Annotated in this window: 19 protein-coding genes; 8 read left to right on the plus strand and 11 right to left on the minus strand. The window is 39.0% G+C overall.

The window, feature by feature from the left end; genetic code table 11:
• Window positions 1-16 precede the first annotated feature (16 nt).
• Window positions 17-1183 carry a class II histone deacetylase gene (locus Q0A08_RS09240; RefSeq protein WP_438466555.1) on the plus strand — a complete coding sequence of 389 codons (1167 nt, stop codon included), beginning with the start codon at window positions 17-19 and terminating at the stop codon, window positions 1181-1183.
• A gap of 123 nt (window positions 1184-1306) precedes the next feature.
• Here Q0A08_RS09240 and Q0A08_RS09245 read toward each other — a convergent pair whose 3' ends face one another.
• Window positions 1307-1852 (minus strand): hypothetical protein, encoded by a 546-nt coding sequence (locus Q0A08_RS09245; RefSeq protein WP_438466557.1) that lies wholly within the window; start codon window positions 1850-1852, stop codon window positions 1307-1309.
• A 340-nt stretch (window positions 1853-2192) separates the two neighbouring features.
• Here Q0A08_RS09245 and Q0A08_RS09250 point away from each other — a divergent pair, with 340 nt between their 5' ends.
• Complete coding sequence (locus tag Q0A08_RS09250; RefSeq protein ID WP_438466559.1) at window positions 2193-3068, plus strand: amino acid ABC transporter substrate-binding protein; 876 nt, start codon at window positions 2193-2195, stop codon at window positions 3066-3068.
• Between the two features lie 97 nt (window positions 3069-3165).
• On the opposite strand, the gene Q0A08_RS09255 is transcribed toward Q0A08_RS09250, so the two are convergent.
• Together Q0A08_RS09255 and ald are read right to left on the minus strand one after the other, a co-directional pair.
• Complete coding sequence (locus Q0A08_RS09255) at window positions 3166-3573, minus strand: DUF2007 domain-containing protein (protein WP_438466561.1); 408 nt, start codon at window positions 3571-3573, stop codon at window positions 3166-3168.
• A gap of 300 nt (window positions 3574-3873) precedes the next feature.
• Complete coding sequence (ald, locus tag Q0A08_RS09260) at window positions 3874-4992, minus strand: alanine dehydrogenase (protein ID WP_438466563.1); 1119 nt, start codon at window positions 4990-4992, stop codon at window positions 3874-3876.
• 439 nt (window positions 4993-5431) lie between these two features.
• Here ald and Q0A08_RS09265 point away from each other — a divergent pair, with 439 nt between their 5' ends.
• A complete protein-coding gene (locus Q0A08_RS09265; RefSeq protein ID WP_438466565.1) occupies window positions 5432-6391 on the plus strand; it encodes a manganese-dependent inorganic pyrophosphatase in 960 nt (319 codons plus the stop codon).
• Between the two features lie 143 nt (window positions 6392-6534).
• Here the strand turns inward: Q0A08_RS09265 and Q0A08_RS09270 are convergent, their stop codons facing one another.
• The 3 genes from Q0A08_RS09270 to Q0A08_RS09280 all read right to left on the minus strand — a co-directional run bounded on the left by Q0A08_RS09270 (window position 6535) and on the right by Q0A08_RS09280 (window position 9897).
• Window positions 6535-8232, minus strand: coding sequence for a hypothetical protein (locus Q0A08_RS09270; protein ID WP_438466567.1), 1698 nt, complete (start codon window positions 8230-8232; stop codon window positions 6535-6537).
• Between the two features lie 405 nt (window positions 8233-8637).
• On the minus strand, window positions 8638-8922 hold the full coding sequence (locus Q0A08_RS09275) for a hypothetical protein (protein WP_438466569.1): 285 nt from the start codon (window positions 8920-8922) through the stop codon (window positions 8638-8640).
• A gap of 153 nt (window positions 8923-9075) precedes the next feature.
• Window positions 9076-9897, minus strand: coding sequence for a glutathione S-transferase N-terminal domain-containing protein (locus Q0A08_RS09280; RefSeq protein WP_438466571.1), 822 nt, complete (start codon window positions 9895-9897; stop codon window positions 9076-9078).
• Between the two features lie 142 nt (window positions 9898-10039).
• Between Q0A08_RS09280 and Q0A08_RS09285 the strand changes: the two genes are divergently transcribed.
• On the plus strand, window positions 10040-10924 hold the full coding sequence (locus tag Q0A08_RS09285) for a LysR family transcriptional regulator (RefSeq protein ID WP_438466573.1): 885 nt from the start codon (window positions 10040-10042) through the stop codon (window positions 10922-10924).
• Window positions 10925-11004: 80 nt separating this feature from the next.
• Here Q0A08_RS09285 and Q0A08_RS09290 read toward each other — a convergent pair whose 3' ends face one another.
• Window positions 11005-11676, minus strand: coding sequence for an NADPH-dependent FMN reductase (locus Q0A08_RS09290; RefSeq protein ID WP_438466575.1), 672 nt, complete (start codon window positions 11674-11676; stop codon window positions 11005-11007).
• Window positions 11677-11961: 285 nt separating this feature from the next.
• On the opposite strand from Q0A08_RS09290, the gene Q0A08_RS09295 reads away from it, so the two are divergent.
• Window positions 11962-12879: a cytochrome-c peroxidase gene (locus tag Q0A08_RS09295; RefSeq protein WP_438466577.1), complete on the plus strand. Its 918-nt coding sequence runs from the start codon at window positions 11962-11964 to the stop codon at window positions 12877-12879.
• Window positions 12866-14206: a diguanylate cyclase domain-containing protein gene (locus Q0A08_RS09300; RefSeq protein WP_438466579.1), complete on the plus strand. Its 1341-nt coding sequence runs from the start codon at window positions 12866-12868 to the stop codon at window positions 14204-14206. Before Q0A08_RS09295 ends, Q0A08_RS09300 begins: the two co-directional genes overlap by 14 nt.
• Window positions 14207-14235: 29 nt before the next feature.
• Here the strand turns inward: Q0A08_RS09300 and Q0A08_RS09305 are convergent, their stop codons facing one another.
• The 4 genes from Q0A08_RS09305 to Q0A08_RS09320 form a co-directional block, all read right to left on the minus strand.
• Window positions 14236-15138, minus strand: coding sequence for a diguanylate cyclase (locus tag Q0A08_RS09305; RefSeq protein WP_438466581.1), 903 nt, complete (start codon window positions 15136-15138; stop codon window positions 14236-14238).
• Window positions 15139-15414: 276 nt separating this feature from the next.
• Window positions 15415-15747 carry a YkgJ family cysteine cluster protein gene (locus Q0A08_RS09310; protein ID WP_438466583.1) on the minus strand — a complete coding sequence of 111 codons (333 nt, stop codon included), beginning with the start codon at window positions 15745-15747 and terminating at the stop codon, window positions 15415-15417.
• 329 nt (window positions 15748-16076) lie between these two features.
• On the minus strand, window positions 16077-17525 hold the full coding sequence (locus tag Q0A08_RS09315) for a uracil-xanthine permease family protein (protein WP_438466585.1): 1449 nt from the start codon (window positions 17523-17525) through the stop codon (window positions 16077-16079).
• Between the two features lie 184 nt (window positions 17526-17709).
• A complete protein-coding gene (locus Q0A08_RS09320; protein WP_438466587.1) occupies window positions 17710-19071 on the minus strand; it encodes an 8-oxoguanine deaminase in 1362 nt (453 codons plus the stop codon).
• 729 nt (window positions 19072-19800) lie between these two features.
• On the opposite strand from Q0A08_RS09320, the gene Q0A08_RS09325 reads away from it, so the two are divergent.
• Together Q0A08_RS09325 and Q0A08_RS09330 are read left to right on the plus strand one after the other, a co-directional pair.
• Window positions 19801-20139: a hypothetical protein gene (locus Q0A08_RS09325; RefSeq protein ID WP_438466589.1), complete on the plus strand. Its 339-nt coding sequence runs from the start codon at window positions 19801-19803 to the stop codon at window positions 20137-20139.
• Between the two features lie 24 nt (window positions 20140-20163).
• Window positions 20164-21540 carry a class II fumarate hydratase gene (locus Q0A08_RS09330; protein ID WP_438466591.1) on the plus strand — a complete coding sequence of 459 codons (1377 nt, stop codon included), beginning with the start codon at window positions 20164-20166 and terminating at the stop codon, window positions 21538-21540.
• The last annotated feature ends 174 nt before the right edge of the window (window positions 21541-21714 follow it).

A 21714-nucleotide genomic window follows, 5' to 3' on the forward strand; every position in this document is an offset into this window, starting at 1 on the left:
CTAAGAGATATTTATAATGAAAAAAAACACAGGCTTCCTATATCACGAAATTTGTATGTGGCATGATCCAGGCCCAAGATCTATTTATAACGATGTTGGTATTTATTTTCAGCCAGACAAAGCCTTAGAAAACGCTGAAACTAAGCGAAGATTACGAAACCTACTTGAAGTCAGTGGCGTGCTTGAAGGTTTAGCAGAATTAAAAGCGGCGCCAGCCGAGTATGAAGACCTTATCCGCTTTCATACTCCTGAATATATTGCTGACCTCACTTTAGCCAGCGCTCAAGGCTCAGGTGATGCTGGAGATGGGGCTCCTTTTGCGCAAGGTGGCTTTGATATCGCCAAACAATCAGCAGGTATGACGATGAAAGCGATTGAAGCTGTCATGACTGGTCAGGTTAAAAATGCCTATGCATTAGGTAGACCACCTGGACACCATGCAAGAGCTCATGAGGGGTCGGGCTTTTGCCTTCTGGGTAATATCCCTATTGCAATTATGGCAGCCCAAGCGAAAAAACTCGTAAAGCGTGTCGCTGTCATCGACTGGGATGTTCACCATGGTAATGGCACCCAAGACGCCTTTTATGAAAGCGATGATGTATTAACTATCTCAATTCACCATGACAATAATTTTCCTGTGAACTCAGGTTCACTGGAAGAAAACGGAACAGGCAAAGGCCAAGGCTATAATCTCAATGTACCACTTCCCGCAGGCTGTGGTAATGGTGCGTACCTTGAAGTGATGGAACAAGTTATTCTGCCTGCGCTTAATAATTTTCAGCCAGAGTTGATTGTCGTCGCTTGTGGCTTTGATGCCGCAGCGCTAGACCCACTTGGCCCCATGATAGTGAATTCAGATTGTTATCGCATTATGACGTTACAACTGATGGAAGCGGCAGAACGTCTTTGTCAGGGTCGTCTCGTTTATTCTCACGAAGGCGGTTACTCAGAAAGTTATGTACCTTTTTGTGGGCTTGCCGTGATAGAAGCCTTAAGCGGCCAAAGCAGCCCAGTAGTAGATAAACTTGGAGAAGAGATTGCCCTATGGGGACAGCAAGATATCCAACAACACCAACAAACGCTTATCGATAAGGTCATTCCTTATTTAGATAAGATAAGCCCTAATGTTGCTTCGATTAACACCGCCTTATCAAATTCGGAACAAACATCGTTCGCCAAATGAACTTAAGCACTTTAAATGACTCACTAAAGCAGATCTTTAGTGAGTATTAAGCTAAACAGGCCTCTAGCATGCTCAATTCCCTAACAATAAAGACAATATCGAAATTCTTCATTAGACAGGTTATCAAAGCTTCTCTAAAAAAGTTACAACGCCTGATAAGGCCTCAATATCTGGCATGGTTTCTAACGTAGCTGCAGTCATTGCCCATGGATAAGTACCTGATTCGAGCCAATTCATAATGGCTGATGACTGCTCTTTTGGCAGCACAATCATATCTTCAATGAGAATGATGAGCTTACTGACCTTATGTTCGCTCTCTAGCTCAAAGGTCCAATGGTAATCCCCATAACCCACTTTCACCTCACCTGTTTCCTTACTTGTCATCCCCACTAACCAATGACAATTTATTAGGTTCTCGCTTTGCTTAAAGGTATTAAGAAAACAGAGGGTATAGATATTTTCATAAGCTAAATTGAATTCACTGGACAGTGTTTTAGTAATGGCATCCAGTCCATTCACCTCTCCCGGAAAGGAAATATTATCGGATTGAACCATCATTTTTAAGACAGCATCTTGGCTAAAAACAGATTCAAACAAGTGCGGCTTATTGGCATCTTTTCCCTTGATATAGCGACTTATTTGGTCAAACAGAACCTTATTCTTTGACACCTAATTCTCCAAATTCATCCTAAAAAAACGCTAAAAAGTTAACGCCCAAAACAAGTATTTTATTGGACATATGAGTCTTAAGCAAAGCCAGACACAATTGAAAGCTTTTTGTAAAAATTAACTCAAATAAGAAAAAAATAAGACAGGAAAAATAAAAAGTGATACCTTGTTCCACATTAGTAAAATCTAATTTAGACAAGAATAAAAACTAACAAGTTAGGTATAAACCTTAAGGATAATAGAAGTAAGCATTAATTGGACGAACCATATACCTAGGTAAAATCACGCTTTACTCAATGAGAGTCAACATGTTTGATTAAAGCATTATTTGGTATTCATAATGTATAAAAGCTTTATTGTATTAGGTTTTTGCCTCATAAATTTAAAAGCCCTCGCAGAAGAAATCGTTACTCACCCTTATATTAAAGAAGAGCAAAGTTCTCGTTTTGAAGACCTCATTGAGATTCTTGACATTGCTATGCTTAAAACCCAAACAGACTTTGGTTCTTATCAACTTAGATCCTCTGCAAGTGACATGACAGAATCTAGATTGCTTCACGAAGTAAAGTCTGGAAATAAAGTTAATGTAATCTGGAGTTCTACTTCCCCGCAAAAAGAAGAAAACTTAAGAGTTATTCGTATTCCTTTACGTAAAGGTTTACTTGGATACAGGCTCTCTTTCATTCATAAAGATGAGCAAGCCAAGTTTAATCAGGTACAAACAATCACAGATCTAAAAGCCTTCCATATAGGCCAAGGAATGGGCTGGGGCGATATTCGTCTCTACGAAAACAGCGATATCATTGTAGAACAAGCTCCCTATCAGTCTTTATTCAAAATGATTGCTCCTAAAAGGTTTGATCTTTTTCCTAGGGGCATCAATGAGATTTATAAAGAGTTAGATATCTATGGGGAAGCCAACCCCAAACTAGCCATCGAAAAAAGTTTTGCTATCTATTACCCGTGGCCTTATTACTTTTTCACCTCAAAGAATAATGAATCCCTTGCTCTAAGAATTGAAGTTGGTCTAAAGAGAATGATTGCTGATGGATCATTTGACCGTATTTTTTTAAAGTACAATCATGTAGCAATTCAAAAAGCAAAGTTATCAGAACGCAAGCTTATTCATTTAGAAAACCCCTTTTTACCAGAAGATACCCCCCTCGATGATGCTAAGTTATGGTACTTCCCCAAGGTTGGTTTACAACCTGATTAATAGAAAAATCCGCTTCTCATTTTTATCAAACAATATAAATGGATTTATTGTACCAAGAGGAAGAAGTATTTGATTAAGTAAAATAGATAACACTAATTCACCTTGGTCCATCTATTTTACTTTTAGTACCGCAATCACGACACTGAATACCGTCTTTGACGGGAAATAAGGGAAAGTCCAACCCTAAAAAAATTAAAAATGCCCAACGCTTACCGAATTGATAAAACTCAGTATTAGAGCTACCACAAACAGGGCACAGCTCAGCGTCAAAGCCTTCTTGTTGCATTAACTCAGTTTCAAGATCTTCTGCTAAGGCTAAAAGAGCAGCCTGTTCATCCTCTTCTTTCACTTGTAAACGTACGCCACCTAATGCGTTCGAATATAACCATTGCATATTGATTGTATGCTCGTCAGCAATGTAAGCGGGCACACCAAGAGCATCTAATTTAGACCAAGCTATTTGAGCTTCATAAGGATAAGTAAAATGAGCAATGGTGATTAACATAGCGCTTGTTCCTCTTTTGAGTCATTTAAGCTTATCTCATATTTCTTAAACTAACTTGATAAGCTCAGTCTATGACTCTGTAGACCTCATTTCATGGGAGGTCTTGTTATATTAGAGCTTATAAAAAGGGTCAAGTTTTGCTGATCAAGTGGAGAGAAAAATTCTGGCCTATGACTAAAAAGCTAAGCTAAGAAACCATTGAAAAGAAGGAGGTACAAAGCAAAAAAAACTCACTACCATAATAAAATGGCAGTGAGCTCAAAATCTTAAAAAACGTTAAATTAAACCTTTAGACTCAGGTTATAGAGCTAATGCTTCTTCAGGGTCTACATATTCAAAGCCTAGGTTGTCTGCAACACTGCGACAAGTCACCAAGCCTTTATGTACATTGAGGCCATTTAACAAGTGCGCATCATCAGCCAAAGCTGCTTTATAGCCTTTGTTTGCTAACGCGATAATGTATGGAAGCGTGGCATTATTTAGGGCAAAGGTAGAGGTTCTTGGCACAGCACCTGGCATATTCGCTACGCAGTAATGAACAACATCATCAACAATGTAGGTTGGCTCTGCGTGTGTTGTCGCATGAGATGTCGCAAAACAACCGCCTTGGTCGATAGCAACATCAACAACAGCAGAACCTGGCTTCATACGTTTGATCATATCTTCAGTAACAAGCTTAGGTGCAGCGGCACCCGGAATCAGAACACCACCAATCACGAGATCAGCAGATAAAACATGTTCTTCTAGAGCGTCTTTGCTTGAGTAAACTGTTTCAAGACGAGCACCAAACTGGGCATCAAGACGACGTAAAACATCAATTGATCGATCAAGAATAACCACATTTGCGCCCATACCAATGGCCATTTGTGCAGCATTAGAACCCACTACACCACCACCGATAATCACAACTTTTGCAGGAGAAACACCCGGTACGCCACCGAGTAACATACCACGGCCACGGTTAGATTTTTCTAGGCATTGCGCGCCAGCTTGAATAGACATACGGCCTGCCACTTCAGACATAGGCGCTAATAGCGGCAAACTGCCGTTATCACTGGTTACGGTTTCATAAGCAATACAAACCGCTTTACTGGCAATCAGATCTTTTGTTTGTGGAAGATCTGGCGCTAAGTGAAGGTAAGTAAACAAAATTTGATCTGGGCGAAGTCTCGCACGCTCTTCTGCTAGCGGCTCTTTTACCTTCACTATCATGTCTGCTTCAGCAAATATCTCTTCTGCTGTTGTTTTAATCGTCGCACCTACCGCTCGGTAATCTTCATCACTAAAACCAATACCACTACCTGCATTCGTTTCAATCATTACCTGATGACCGTGGCTGATAAGCTCGCGGGCACTCGCTGGCACCATACCAACACGATACTCATGGTTTTTAATCTCTTTAGGGACACCGATTAACATACTTATTCTCCTAACGACTTATTTTTATTTGCTACAAGAACCTATCTAAGAAGCGCTTAGTAACAGCGACTTGCTCAGAGCAGGAGTAAATTTCTAATATCAGTATAGGAATTTTTCAAAAGAATAACCTACTTATATTTAATCTATAACTAGAGATATCAGCTATTAAATAAATTATAATTAGATTAAATCACTACAAATCAACCTTATATACAGAATAAACAACAACCAAAATAATCTTCTATAGTTGAACCCCAATTAAGAAGAATGTGAACCAATAACAGAAAGCAAAGCAGAAAACACAAGACTAAAGTCGCAATAAAGTCGTCATAATTCCAAGCGAACAAGGCAAAATTTGTCTAACCAAAAGCGTGTTTTTTGCTTATAATTGCTCAAATTTTTAAACATTCCCGCTTTAGGGCAGTACATAGGGTAAGAAATGGCTTTTTTTGACTTAGAATCACCAGAAAACAACGAAACAGATAATCTAGTATGGTTAGGCCACCTTAGCCCTGACAGCGATACCATTGGATCAGCAATTGGTGCAGCTGAATTATTTGGTGGCGAAGCACGTCGCGCCGGCGAGTTAAACAAAGAAACCGCTTTTGTTGTTGAATACTGTGGCGTTGAAGTACCTAAACTAATCTCTAAAGTTGAAGGCCAAAAAGTCGGTCTAGTTGATTTCAACCAAAAAACACAACTACATAAAGACGTTGATAATAGCGATATCGTTGCCATTATCGACCACCACGCGATCCAAGATCAGCCAATTACATTCAATACTCCAGTATCTGTTGATATTCGCCCTTGGGGCAGCGCGGCTACCATTCTTGCGGATCGCTTTGAAAAAATGGGTAAAGAAATGAGCCCAACAACAGCATGTGTACTTCTAGCAGGCATCTTGTCTGATACTCTGATTTTTGAATCACCAACCACTTGCCCAGTCGACAAGCCATACGCTGAAAAGCTCGCTAAAATCGCAGGCATCGAAGATCTATATGACTTCGGCCAAAAAATGATGGAAGCTAAATCAGACCTAGCGGACGTTTCTACCTATGACGTACTAAAAGGCGATTTCAAACACTACGAAATCAACGGCAAGAAAGTGGGTTTTGGTGTCGCAGAAACGCTACTTCCAGAACAGCTTTTAGAACGTAAAGCAGACCTTCTTTCTGAAATGGAAGGTGAAAAAGCCAAGCAAGGTTTAGATTTCATCTTCTTCGCGATTGTTGATACTAAAACCAAAAATGCTCACCTAGTTGTCTACTCTGATGCAGAAGCAGAACTTGCCGCAGCGGCATATGGTTATTCAACTGAAGCTAACTTGATGTACCTACCAGGCTTGATGTCTCGTAAGAGCCAACTAATGCCTGCTGTACAAGCAACACTGACAGCTTAAGCGTTTACTGTACAAGCAACACTGACAGCTTAAGCGTTTACTGTACCAAGGAGTAAAATAAGCCTTGTTATAAATAAGTGCTAATAAAAAGGCGAACCTTGAATCAAGGTTCGCCTTTTTTGTAGTTTGAAAGCCACTCTGTATTAGAACCTGTGATAAGCCTTTAAAGTGAACTGATAGCTATCTACTGCCGATTTATCTGTCAGGGGGATTGCGATATCTAAATGGGCAACATTGCCAACTCTTACCTTGCTTGAACTAAACCTTAGCCCAAAACCTATATCCGACAGCAGGCGTGATTCAGATTTGTTTTCACTATTCCAAGCTCTTGCGACATCAGCAAAAAAAACTCGCCCGACTCTTACTATATTGAAAAGGTGCGTATTATAAAAACGCCTATGCTCAAGAGATGCCAAAAGTCTTCGGTCTCCTTTTTGATGATAGCTTGGATAACCTCTTACTATCGTTTTATCTTCAAATGTTAAAGCTTGATCTGATGTTAAACCAATACCTTTATCAAACTTTAAGCCCGCGTACCAACGCTGATTTTGATTAAGGTAATGGTAATAATCTAGCCGTGTTCCAACAATAAAGTTTTCTAGCTTCCTTGATTCTGTTAAATAGTTGCCCTCATATGAAACACCCACTTTTGTTAAATGATGCTTGCCAATACTAATTGTGTTTTCATAAGATGAATCTGAGCGAAGAAATGCTTTTTCGTTGTTTAACCCTTTTGGGCCTATACCAAATTTTAAATCAAATTCTTGACCTAACTGTATATCTTCTGTTCTTTGAATTTGATGGATATTTCTAAATTTTTCATATTTATTTTCAATCGTTTTTATTCCTGCCCATCCATAATTTCTTATCCTATTATCAGGTAAATAACCTTCTGTATTATAGGCATTTCTAAATTCAAATTTATCCTGAGTTAACCCAAAGAAATATCTAGTAACCTCTCCATTAATAAGCCCATCTGAGAACCCATAGGCGATATTTAATAAACCATTCTTTTCAAAATATTTTCCAGTAGCCCCATTTAAATGCTTTTCACTTTCTAATAACTCAGAACTAGTAAACGCGGATTCAAAGCTCCATCTAGCGTCTAATGAATAAAAGTGTCGATTAAGGGTTAGATGCTTTTCCTCTCCATCTGAGGTGTCTGCATAAGCAACGGCAGAGGAAAAACGTGACCCAAACAAACTTGGGTTTTGGGTCTTAGTTACAATTTTACTATGGCCATTTTCTGTTACATGTTCAACAGTCAACAAATTGCCAGTACCAAGCAAGTTACCGCTCTTAAATCCAATCCCTGTGTTTGTTTCTCCGCCTGATTCCCCAAATGAGGCTTCTAACTCTAGTGCCCATGTATCCCTTGTTATAACGGCAATATCAACTAAATCACCACACACCTTTTCAGGGAGAATAAAAGCATCTGTCAAATAATGCTTTTTACGGAGTAATCTTTCAGTTTCAACGAGTGTTGAAACTTGTGCAATTTCTCCTTCACCAAAAAGCAATTGATCTTTGATGACATATTCTTGTGTATTTACATGTACTTTATTTAAAAAACGAAAAACTGAATTATTCTCATCCTCGTTTGTTTCATCAAAGACATCTAATAAATAAAAATTAATTTTTCGAATGGTTTTGCCTTTAGCACTATTCACTCTGTGATTTTTATCTAGGGAGTCAAGGTTATAAACTTGAGATGAGTTAAAAAATATCTGACATGCCTCTTCCGTTTCAGAAAAAGCTAACTTACTAAAGAAAAAGGTACTAATTGTAATAATTGTTTTCAGCATATTTAGTTTTAATCGATTATCATTCTTATAGAACAATTCAAATGCCCTAATCTAAAATCAGACACATTATATTTTAAAACTAAATAAGTCTAATATTCTCATCAATCTAATATTAAATACTTTCATTTCGACAGGTGCTTGCGAGTTTTTCGAGGTTAACATGAAGATAAAGCAGAACTTGCCGCTGCGGCATATGGTTAGACAACTGAAGCTAACTTGATGTACCTATCAGTCTTGATGTCTCGTAAGAGCCAACTAATGCCTGCTGTACAAGCAACACTAACAGCTTAAGTTCTTTATCTAAGAAACAAAGTAAGCGTTGCGATAAAAGCATTAATAATAAAAAGGCGAACCTTGAATCAAGGTTCGCCTTTTTATTTACAAGTTCTTATATCGTTATTTAATTGAGAAAGACTTCAATCTTTTATAACAAACCGTCATTTATGAAGGTTTTTCTTCCTCTTCAGGGAGCCTCCCTAAAGCCTCGCCTTTAAACAAAAAGTAAGCCGAGCCAGCACCAGCCATAAGAGTCGTATAAAAGTTGCCGTTAAAAATTTCGATAAAGATAATAGGCAAAGAAACAACACAAATAAGCAGCAACATTTTCACATACCAGAAAGTACTGTTCTTTTGCGCTAATTTTTCAAGCAACACTAACACATACCCAGCCACGACAAAGCTCACTAAAAGCATGAGTACATCAAAAATAACCTGATTCAATTCCATTCTATTCCTACAGTTCAACATTTCATGAGCGCTTCAACAGACACAAAAAACTAAGCTACTCAAACAGCCCCAAGTATAAAGGATTTTGCCTCATCGAGATAAATGAGTATTGTGCGCTCGTCCTGTAACGAAATATCACTAAACACAGCAGATTTAACTCGATAACAAATAAGCGTTAAAAACATAATCCCTATGCCTGAAAAGAATCGGATCAAGTGCCTCTGCTACTGCTCCTGGATAAGTTTCAAATGCAGCTCGAATACTCGGGTACATAGAACAAACCTCTTCACTCAAAGGCTTAAAAAAGACCATGAACATAGCGCTGTATATGTCTAGAGCGGTGAGGCCCTCTCCAAAATAATGAATGGGGTTTGTGCTGTCATTTCTTACTTTAACATCGTTTTTTTGTGCTTGAAGCGATAAAGAATTCTGCTTAAGTTTTGTTGTTAATAGGTTCAATATACGAATAATCTCAGATTCATACAAAGCGGCATCTTCAGCTTGGTAACCGTATTTTTCCGCTAAATAGTGAGCTATCTTGATGGGGAAACCACCTGCTTCATTTAAACCTAAGTGAACACTTTGCAAGCGGCGTTGCCAACCTAAACCATGCTTGCTACAAAGCGTATGGCATAAAGCAAGATGCTCTTCCCTCTCTGCGTTATCTCGTGGCAATAAGCTGCTTTCATCTTGAGAGCTGTTTTTATAATAAGCTTCTGAAAAATTAAGTATGTCTAGCCAATCACTTAAAGCAGGTCCATTTTCAGGTTTTAAAGAAGGCGCATTATCAGCCTCAAACCAAGTTTGCTGTTCAGGATTAAAGGCATCAAAGGCAACGGGGATATAAGGAATCGCTTTCAAATTTAAAATGGCTTTAGCGGCTTCACTCCAAGGACTAGGAATACCTTTTATCACTTGCAGCTTGATACCTGTAAGAGACTTAGCTTGCTCGAATGTGACGTAGTTATCTGGCATTTAAACTCCTTTGCACTTTTATTATCTGAATTGGGTCTAGGGAACCTACGAATAAAGATAATAAAAGCCTTCAAGCTTTAGATACAAACGATCTTATTTTATGATGAGATTAGAAAATCTAACTCAACAGGAAGTTCGCTCAATGGATATGCAAAAAGCACCGCCCATCCAATACCTTAAAACCTTTGTCATGGCGGCTAAGCACATGAGCTTTAAGGAAGCCGCTTTTGAGTTACACCTGACACCCAGCGCGATTAGCCAACAAATAAAGAGCTTAGAAAGTCATCTGACTATCTCCTTATTTAATCGAGATAAGAAGCAACTTAATTTAACCTCATCAGGCTTAAACTTTTTAGCCCTTGCTGAACATGTGATTCAGGAGTACGAGATAGGCTTTCAAAATTTTATCACCACTCAAGATAAACAACTTTTAAAGCTCACCACAACCGCCTATCTTGCTAACCAGCACCTCATCCCAAACCTAGCAGCTTTCAATAACACTAATACCAAATTAGCGCTTCAAACTACCGAGAGTTATGTATCTCTCGAAAAAAATACTCTAGACGCCGCAATTCGCTTTACAGCAAAACCAGATGTTAATGCTCGCTTAATCTCCCCTGCTTATCTTATTCTCGCCTGCTCACCTGACTATTTTGAGCGAAAAGGGCTTGTTGGTGAAATAAACTGGCAAGCGCAAAATTTGATTCATTGCCGCCCAGAATATGATGATTGGTGGCATTACTTCAAATCAGAAACCAAACTTACTCAAGCTGAATATAAGACGATAGAGTCAGATTATTTTGATTCCTATGAAGCAGGAATACAGGCAGCTAAAGCAGGACTTGGTATTACGTTAGCCATATTACCCTTATCAAAACACGAACTAGAAAAGGGCGAGCTCATTGCCTTAGCTGACATCGAAATAAAACTAAAGGCGGCTTTTTACCTCATCACCCGAGATAAGGCTCAAAGACATGAGGAATACGACGCCCTGCTTATTTGGATGAAAACACTGTTAAAATATTAAAAAGAAAAACACTATCAGGTCTGCTTTATCGATTTAAACGAAATCAATTCCCTAAATCGTTGCGAGCATAGCAGGCTTAATTAATCAGAGGGAGCATTCCTCTGAGAAGGGTTTATCACAAAAGAATCATTAGGGCTTTGTTTCCCTCTTTGCGCCCTACACGCCTCTGCCCACCAGATTAATTGAGAAAAGCCTCTATCAAAATAACCTCTCCACTCAGCTTCACTCTGGTTGGTTTCATAAGCCCCTTCTTGAGTGAAGACCTCTTGCGCTTTTGGGATATGTATCATGGCAGAAACAGGCAAACAGCCAAGTTCGGCTAAGTAAGTACGCATATTAACGGCGGCTCTTGCGCCACCCCATTGGCCGGCAGAGTAGGTCAGAATAATGCTAGGTTTATAAGAGAAGAGTGAACTACCAAAGTGATTAAGCAAGTTAGCTAAAGCGGGGCTCATTGAGTGATTGTATTCTGGGCTCACCATGATGTAGCCATCGGCTGCTTGTATTTTTTCAGCCAATTCATCTAATGCTCTTGGTGATCTGCCTTTGGCATAGGAAAAGTGAGGTTTGAAAACTGACTCTAGCGGATAATCCAATACATCAACCAGTTCTATTTCCACATCATGCAATTGGCTTTCACCGCGCTTGTTTTCAAAATGTTGAAAACAAGCCTTTGCAACCCTTTGACCGAGGCGTTTTGGTCTTGGCGGAGAGCTGTCTCTTGAGGTGCCTAAAAAAAGCAGAAATTTCATTCTATCTCCTATCACATGATTAATTTATGAAGGCATCTAGCCCTCTTACAAGGGCCAACTTAAAGCACTACATTTGAACAACAATACTCTGAAAATGGAACTCTGTTTTAGTGATATAATTTAATAGTGTATTTCTAGATAGGTTTATTATTTCGTCACTCTAGTATGAGAAGTAAATATCATTCTCATATCGTAATTAAAAATGGTCTAAAACCACAGACTTATCTTGAAATATTGATTTTAGTAATTTCTAATATAAAAAAGATTTCCCTAGGAATTGATATATTGATTCTATTTGCTAAACAGTTTTATTCGAAACTCTTCGCTTTAATCGTCTTATTGATTAGCTTTGGTATGCATAACAGTTGGGCTAACGAGCCTATCTCGCCAATTTTCAAAGTTGAAAGCCTAGACCTAAAAAAGTTTGAGCTAGGCGAAGCCTTGTTTAAAGACACACGCTTATCTTTGAATAATGATACCTCTTGCCATACTTGCCATGATTTAAAAATGGGTGGCGATGATGAGCTAAAAATCCGAGCAAATGTTGCAACCAACTCCCCGACTATTTTTAATACCAGTAAGAATTTTTATGTTGGTTGGCAGGGGCAGTTTAGCAGCTTAGGACAACATCTCGCTGGTGTGCTTGCTAATCCTAAAGTAATGGGTACAAACTGGCCTAGAGCGGTTAAATCATTCAAAGAGGACACCAACTATACACCTCAGTTTAGGCAGGTTTATCAGGGTGAGATTTCGCAAGCGACTATTTTTGATGCCATTTTATATTTCGAAACCAACCTCGTCGTGCCCTCAAAATTTGATGAATACTTATTGGGTGATGAGCAAGCAATTAGTCAGACCGCTAAATATGGTTATGAGAAATTTAAAAACTATGGCTGTATTTCCTGCCACCAAGGAGCCAATGTGGGCGGAAACTTATTTCAGTCACTTGGGGTTGTTGCTCCTTACATGGGAGCAGATGGTAAATACAGAGCTAAGAAGTTACGCGTCCCTTCCTTGAGGAACGTCTCCAAAACAGCACCTTACTTACATGATGGATCAGTAGATTCACTAGAGTCTATGATAAAAATTATGGCCCAATATCAACTTGGACAAACTCTCACTAATACCGAGATCAAACAAATTAAAGCTTTTTTAGAGTCTCTCAATAGCCTGACAGAGCCAACTGCTTATGAAAAAAATTAAGCTACCTCTTATCTTTGTTTTATTGAGTTTGGCCATTATTTTAGCCATCTATGGTACTTACAATCGTTACTCTGACTTGAAAGATACAATGGATATCCAGAATAGTATTTTTCAGGTGGTAGAACTTAGATCTGCTGATGCAAAATGGAATTTCGAGCTTAATCGCATCCATAGCAATAACTTCCCTCATTATGATCTTGTCAATCAGGCGGCAATGGATTACCAAGAAGAGCTAGATCTGTTTTTACAAATGTCTTCTAGTATTCAAGGGCCTTTGCAAAAAATTGGCATCGAGCTTAATAAGCTGAGTAAAGAAAAAAAACGTCTTATGAATGACTATCTTTCCGATATTGCCATCACTCGTAACTCTTTTAAGTTCTTGGACACCCTTTTGTATTCATTACATGAGACCTATCAAGATGATGATGAATTTCTAAAATTTTTAGCCTATGCCCAGTACCAAGTTTCTATTTATGTTGCTTTAAACCAAAACATTCAACTTAAGCAGCATAAAGGTTACGACACTTGTAACCAATGCGATATGGATCAGAAAAAGGCCTTTAATACGGTTAATCTACACCTTGGTTTACTCAAAGATAAAGTCCTTTTATCCAACCAAGCTAAGGATTATTTTTATAACCCAGAACACACTTTATTGTTAACACTTCTGCTAGATGAGCTTTCTACGGCTTATGTTGAGACCGAGGCTGAATATAAGACAATACAATCTCAAATATTAATCATCACCTCGATTCTAGTTATCACTGTGGTTACCTTGTTAGGTTTCTTGTATTGGATTTACCGCACTATTGAAGGCCATAGACGTGCTGGTATTACAGACCCTCTTACAGGACTTTATAATCGTAAAAAGCTATTTGATAATTTACAGCCCCTGATGGATGCTCACCAAAAGTCAGGCAAAAACTTAGCCTTACTATTTATTGACCTAGATGGATTCAAACGCATAAATGATACCCATGGTCATGATATTGGAGACAAACTACTACAGCGCATTTCGGCTCGATTTAATCAGCATGTGAGAAAACAAGATTGTATTTATCGCATCGGCGGAGATGAGTTTGTTATCTTAATTAAGGAATTAGAACAGTTAGATATTGCTGAAGCCATTGCTAAAGAAATACTAGCCAAATGCAGTAAATCCTACAAACTAGATGATAAAATCTGCGATATTACTCTAAGTATTGGGATCAGCCTCTTTCCAGACCATACACAAACACCTAAGCAGTTAATTAGATATGCTGATGAAGCTATGTATCAAGCCAAAAGTCATGGTAAAAATCAGGTGAAAACTTGGTCGGCTAATTAATCTATCAAGTGTTAATGCACAGGCCTACTTTAGTTATCTAAACTATAAACCTGATTACGACCCTTATGCTTGGCGTGGTAAAGGTTTTCGTCGGCTCGCTTGAGCATGGCCACATAGTCGTAATCTGACTCTGTTACTTCAGAAACGCCAATGCTGACAGTGATTGATATTTCATAATCATTTTGAGTAAAACAAGCATTTGATATGGATGCTCTTAATTTTTCTGCCACTTCCATTGCGCCCGCTTTATCCGTTGCAGGTAAAATAATACAAAACTCTTCTCCGCCAATTCTGGCTATTTTATCTTGAGAGCGAATATTTTTTTCACACAAAGAAGAGAAAGACGCTAAAACATAATCTCCCATAGAGTGGCCATACTTGTCGTTAATTCGTTTGAAATGGTCTATGTCTAGCGCTAGCAAAGAATAATGAATACTCTGGTTTTTATAACGATAGAACTCTTTCTCTGCCGTTTCATCAAACATACGTCGATTCATCAGTCCAGTTAGAGAGTCTGTTCTTGAAAGGAGTTTCAACTTATTCTGAACATTAATGTATTCGGTTACATCACGTTGAATAGAAACCATGTGAGTCACCTCACCTTGATCATTAAAAAGCGGTGTAATACTCAAATCAAGCCAATACTCTTTCCCTGCTTTGGAATAGTTTCTGATGGTTACCCTAACAGGCACCTTTTCTTCTAAACCTTTACGAATCATACTTCTTGCTTTTTTGCTGGTTCCTTTAGACTGCAAGATTCTTGGTGTTTTCCCTATCACCTCTTCTTTTGAGTACCCTGTCAATTCGGTAAAGGCCTGATTCACATAAATTATTTCAGGGCCTGGCTCATCGATTTGATCTGCTTTTGTCACTATAACAACATCTTTCGCAGTCTCAACAATATCTTTAAATTCAAAATCAAAATTTTTCATTATGTAGGTATCTTCTCCATGCTATTGCACGCTTTAGATTTAAAACTTAGATGATTATAACATTATGATTTAGACGCTTTTTGCTTGATGAGATAGGTAGATGAGTCATCTAAACATCTAGGTTAAGCTCTAAGGATAGGAGAGTTATTATAAAAACATACTATTAGGGCCAATTACTTGTGCCTTTTTGTAGCGATATCGTTAGGAGTTAATTATACCGAAACTGAGTGAAGTAGTTTAACGTGCTCGATAAAAAAAAATGATAAGCAAAGGTATTTAAGACTTTAGACTCATATATTGATGACGTGCTGTTTCACAATCTTGCGAGGCCATTTCAAACTCACGGCAAACCCAAGGACGTTTCTCATAGATGGTACACATATGAGTATTCCTATCCATCGCAGAACACCAACCATCTTCTAAACGTAACATCACTTCAACCCCATATTCATTTTCAGTAATGTGTCTTTCAGGTACACCAGTATCCGAAATAAGCATCACCTCATAATGGCAGCAGGAAGCATTGCAGTTCGAGCAACTTACATCACTTGAGAGGCTAGCTGAGGGCGTTTTGACAGTATGGCCGATGTCTTTAATTTCTATCTTCATTGCTCTCTCAATCACCATCTCAATTACTCAAAAAATACTAGAATCACTTTTACATTAGTAAGGCATGATACGCTAAAGCGTCGAGTTATTACCCTATTCATTTAATTTTTTAAAGATTAATTAAAGCCATGATTATTAAGAATTTTACATGATTTTTTTAACTACTCTAGGATCAAGCAGTTAGATCAAACTGACTAAAAAAGGCCGCCCTCAGGTAAAAGGCAACCTAAACCGAATAACGGATTTTATCTTTATTAGACGAATAGTCTTGGGCATGCACTTTGGATAAAAACACACGCCCCTTATTGGTAAGTAAGGTTAAACAGCATCTAAGCCTTTTCTGCTTTCTCAAGCACTTCAGCTTCTATTTCAGCTTGCTTTTCAGCGGCTTCATTTTTTTCTTCTTCTCGCTTACTCATAGGCAATAACAAACTCATGAAGATAGCAGATAAGCCAGCAACAGTAACCGATGAACCCATTAGGCTTTTAAGTAAAGGTGGCATAGAGCTTGTTACTTCAGGTACAGCAGTTACCCCTAAACCTAAGCCAAAAGAGACAGCCATAATCAACAGGTCACGACGGCCAAGTTCTGCTGTCGCAAGAATTCGAATTCCTGCCGCTGCAACGGTTCCGAACATCACCAATGTTGCACCACCTAGTACTGGTTTTGGCATGGTTTGTAAGAAAGCACCGATAATTGGGAACATACCTAACAAAACAAATAAGCCAGCGATATAAAAGGCCACATAACGACTTGCGACGCCAGTAAGCTGAATCACACCGTTATTCTGGCTAAAGGTCGACATAGGAAAGCTACCCATAATCGCAGCAATCGTCGAGTTAGTACCATCACCCAATACACCTGCTTTAATACGGCGCATATAAACAGGACCTTTAACTGGTTCATTAGATACCATGGAGTTAGCGGTTAAGTCACCAGTCGTTTCTATTGCAGTCACGACTGAAATAATGGCAACAGGAATGAAAGCCGCAATATCAAAATCTAAACCGTATTTAAATGGCGTTGGTATCGTAATAAGTGCCACTTCGGCAATATCATAGTTAACCATTCCCATGAAAGCGGCACTAATATAGCCAACAACCATACCTATCATGATAGCTGAAAGACGCAGTGTTTGATTACTAAAACGGTTTAACAGAATAATGGTACTTAATGTGATGCCACCAATCGCAAGATAATGCAGTGCACCTTTGTCTTGCGCATTAAAACCACCCGCTAAGTCTGTCATCCCCACTTTGATAAGGGATAAACCGATAGTGGTAATAACGATACCTGTTACTACAGGTGTGATGATACGCCCAAGCTTATGCATGAAGCGACTTAAGATAATTTCGATAAAGGCAGAGCAAAGACAAACACCAAAAATCATGGCGAGTATGTCTTCTGAGCTACCGCCGCGGTTTTTGACTAAAAAACCCGCCGCTAATACAGCGCTTAAAAAGGCGAAACTGGTGCCCTGAACACACAAAAGGCCAGAACCAATAGGGCCGACGCGTTTGGCTTGAATAAAGGTACCGACACCGGAAACGATCAGGGCCATACTAATGAGATAAGGAAGGTGTTCGCCAAGACCTAACACACCACCAATGATTAGGGCGGGTGTGGTAATGCCGACAAAGCTTGCTAAGATATGCTGAAACGCAGCAAACAAGGCTTTGTGAGGTTCTGGTCTATCATTAAGACCATAAATTAATTCGTTTTTGTCATTGCTGGACTCTTGACCTGGTTGTTGATCTAACTGATTGTTCTTACTCATGCTGTTGCTCCGCTTATTATTTTTTTACGAGATACTTACAAGTTTGAGTTAATGGTTTTTTAACGTTTTATGTTTTAAGTGGCTGGTCGATTCAATCAACCAGCCAAATGCTATTCAATCCTCTATCTGTTGCTTCATCTCCTTCTGAAAGCCGATTAAAAATGAGCCTTAAAGCGGTAGCGTCTTAATAGCCTGCCGATTGAAATAAGGCTTTTGCAGCAGCGGTGTGTTTTTGCATTAACTCCGCAATATCTCCTTCTAACCAGACCCCTTGCTTCACTTTCCATTGGCCATTAATCATCACGGCATCGGCCTTATGGGCACCGCATAACACCATGGCTGCTAACGGATCATGACTACCGCTAAATCTTGGTTCATCCAATTTATAAAGGGCGAGGTCCGCCTTCATGCCCACGGCTAACTGCCCAATATTTGGGCGATTAAGCACCTCAGCAGAGCCTTTTGTGGCAAGGTTTAGGGCATCAAGGTGAGTAAACTCATCTGCTTGGTATCTCAGCCTTTGTATGCAAAGGGCTTGCCTAATTTCTTGCATCAAGTTGCTATGATCATTTGATGCTGAACCATCAACGCCCAATCCAACTCGTACACCAGCGGCTTTGAGCTCATTTACTCTGGCAATACCAGAGGCCAATACCATGTTGGATGAAGGGCAATGACATATCCCTACTTTGGCAGCCCCAAGGCGCTTCACTTCTTCGTCATTAAAGTGAATACCGTGTGCTAGCCAAGTTTTGTTATGTAGCCAACCCACTGTCTCTAGATAGTCCAATGGCCTTTGCCCAAACATTTCTAAGCAAAAGTTATTTTCATCCTCTGTTTCAGCAAGATGGGTATGAATATTCACATCGAACTCTTTTGCCAGTGCGGCTGTGCTCTTCATTAAATCTTGGGTGACAGAAAAAGGCGAACAAGGCGCGAGTGCAATTTCGATAAGATCATCTTTTTGATGGTAAGCCTGAATTAAGCGAGCGCTGTCATCCATGATAGTGTCTTCACTTTGGACAACAGACTGAGGCGGCAAGCCACCTTGATCTTGACCTAAGCTCATGGAACCTCGAGTAAAGGTGGCACGCATACCTAAACGCTGTGCAACCTCGACTTGCTGATCGATGCCATTCACTAAGGTTTCTGGGAATAAATAATGATGGTCACTCACTGTGGTACAACCACTAAGCAATAGCTCTACCATGGCAAGCTCGGTGGCTAACGCATGCTGCTCTGGTGTGAGCTTGGCCCAAATAGGGTAAAGGGTTTGCAACCAAGGGAAGAGTTTTTTATTTAAAGCAGGTGGACAAGCTCGAGTCAGGGTTTGATAAAAGTGATGATGAGTATTTACCGTACCTGGCATAAGCACATGGGCACTGGCATCAAAAACTTGATCATATTGACGTTTGGGGCTTTGACCTTTTGCGACCAACTCAAGGATGGTTTGGCCCTGTATCAAGATACCATTGCTGGCATCTTCATTATTGGCCGTAAAGGTCGAAAGAGGTGACTTTATCCATAAAACAGATTGCTTTGTCATAACACGCACTCTTATTAAAGGGTGCATGCCATATAATCTGGCCATGCACCCACAGTTCTAGGTACATGGCAGTGACTTTCGTGTTGATCTACCAAATCGAGATAAAAACATTAGCAAAACAAATTAACTAAGTCATGTGTTCAAAACCCGTGAATTAGATCAATTTTGTCTTTGTTTAATTATTTTTATAATTTATAGATATAAAACAATTGTTTCACAGCTAGGCAAATTAACTTTTTCAAGCGAGTAGATGACATTAAGCTTGAACCTGCTGCTAGATCAAAATAATTGTTTAACGAAAATCATTACTGAAATCACAAAAAAACCTAAAAATCAGTTAAAAACTAACTCTAAGTATTTGTTTTTAAATAAAATAACATTAACCCAAACTATTTATGACAAAAACAAAAGAGGCCAATAATAGATAAAACAAGGGCATAAAAACCATTTCATTACTGCGATTCAATATCCTTTAAAGCGAGCACCTTATTTGTGTTTAGACAATTTGACTGAAAAACAAACAAGTAGCAAGGCTCTAAATATGCCTATTTAGTATTTATCATATAACTCAGAATGTATCGATTTCACATTATGAATAAATCTAAATTATAGTGATTTCTCTCTGATTATTGAGTTTGCTTGACCTTTAAGTGAGCTTAATATTTAATGATAACAATTCTCATTATCGTTAATTTTATTCGTTTAATATTCAAGCAGTAAACCTTAATCATGATAGATCAACTAAAAAACAAAATACGTTATGGCATGGAACCAAATAATCCGGCGTTACTTTCTATATGGCTAGCCTTTGAAGAAGATAGGTGCCAAAAAGTCACAGCAGAAGAACAATGGAATAACTACATAGGGATAGTGCAATTTTTATTAGAGACCTTTGCCGATACTATGAACCCAGATCACTGGCGAGTGACATGCCTTGACCATATCGCCAGGCCCTTATGCAGTTTAAATCGTATTGTTAAACGCCCCCAGCAACAAAGTGAGCTGCAAGAATTGTTATCCGAAATTAATGTGATTTCCCACTACTTCTCTCCTAGTTTTATTAAATAGCGCCAGATACCTTAAGGAACCAAGATGAAAACTCGAATTGAACGTGACAGTATGGGCGAACTTGAAGTCCCTGAATCAGCTCTCTATTCTGCCCAAACCCAACGTGCGATTAATAACTTTCCCATTAGTGGCCAAGGTATGCCAATTGCTTTTATCCGAGGTTTATTGCTTGCTAAAAAGTCTGCTGCTAAAGCAAATCTAAAGTTAGGCCTGCTAGATAAAGAAATTGCCCAAGCCATAGCCCAAGCCGTTGATGAACTGCTTGCCCAAAAGGATTTTATCCAGCACTTCCCTGTTGATGTTTTCCAAACAGGTTCAGGTACAAGCTCCAACATGAATGCTAACGAAGTTTTAGCAACACTTGCTTCTCGTATTGCGGGTTTTGAAGTTAATCCAAATGACCATGTGAATTATGGCCAGAGTAGCAATGATATTATTCCAAGTAGTATTCATATAAGTGCCACGTTAGAAATACATCAAAGCCTGCTACCAGCTCTAAAACACCTTGTTACAAGTATTCAAGCAAAAGCTGAAAGCGTGAAACACCATGTAAAAACAGGCCGCACTCACCTTATGGATGCGATGCCAGTTCGCTTGGATCAGTCGCTATTAAGTTGGTCGACACAAATAGAGCAAAATATCCAAGCCATTGAATTAAGCTTGCCGGCGTTACAAAGCTTGGCACAAGGTGGAACTGCAGTCGGTACAGGCATTAATGCTCATCCAGACTTTGCTAACACCTTCAATCAAGAGCTATCAGCCTTAACAAAGATTAAATTTACCCCAGCTGCGAATTTATTTACTCATATTGCTAGCCAAGACATCGCCGTATCAGTTTCAGGCCAGTTAAAAACCACCGCTGTCTCTTTGATGAAAATAGCCAATGACCTACGTTGGATGAATTCAGGCCCACTTGCAGGTCTAGGTGAAATAGAATTGGAAGCCCTACAACCTGGTTCTTCCATTATGCCAGGTAAGGTTAACCCAGTGATTCCAGAGGCTACAGCTATGGTCGCTGCGCAAGTCATAGGCAATGACACAAGCATCACAATTGCCGGACAATCTGGCAGCTTCGAGTTGAATGTTATGCTGCCTTTGATTGCTCGCAATCTACTGGAGAGCATTCAGCTCATTAGTAATGTGAGCCATTTGTTAGCAGATAAAGCGATTAGCAGTTTCATCGTCAAGGAAGACAAGCTAAAAGAAGCCCTAGCTCGTAACCCTATTTTAGTCACTGCATTAAACCCAATTATTGGTTATCAAAAAGCCGCCGAAATTGCTAAACAAGCCTATAAAGAAGGCCGTCCGGTTATTGATGTAGTTAAGGAAAATACAGATCTTAGTGTAGATGAACTAACACAATTGTTAGACCCAGCGAAATTAACCCAAGGTGGGCTTTAAATACAGCGAGGGAAGCTTAATCTAAATAAGTTTTCAAACTAAGATTACGAAAAGCAGAAAGCCTTTATTAAATTAAAGCTTTCTGCTTTTTTTGTAGTAATGAAATGAACTAAAATAAAAAACCGCTTTCATAAGATCTTTCTAATTTAGTTAAGCGCTCCTTAAGAGTTCTTC

Source organism: Marinomonas sp. PE14-40 (assembly GCF_051623805.1).
Classification (GTDB): domain Bacteria; phylum Pseudomonadota; class Gammaproteobacteria; order Pseudomonadales; family Marinomonadaceae; genus Marinomonas.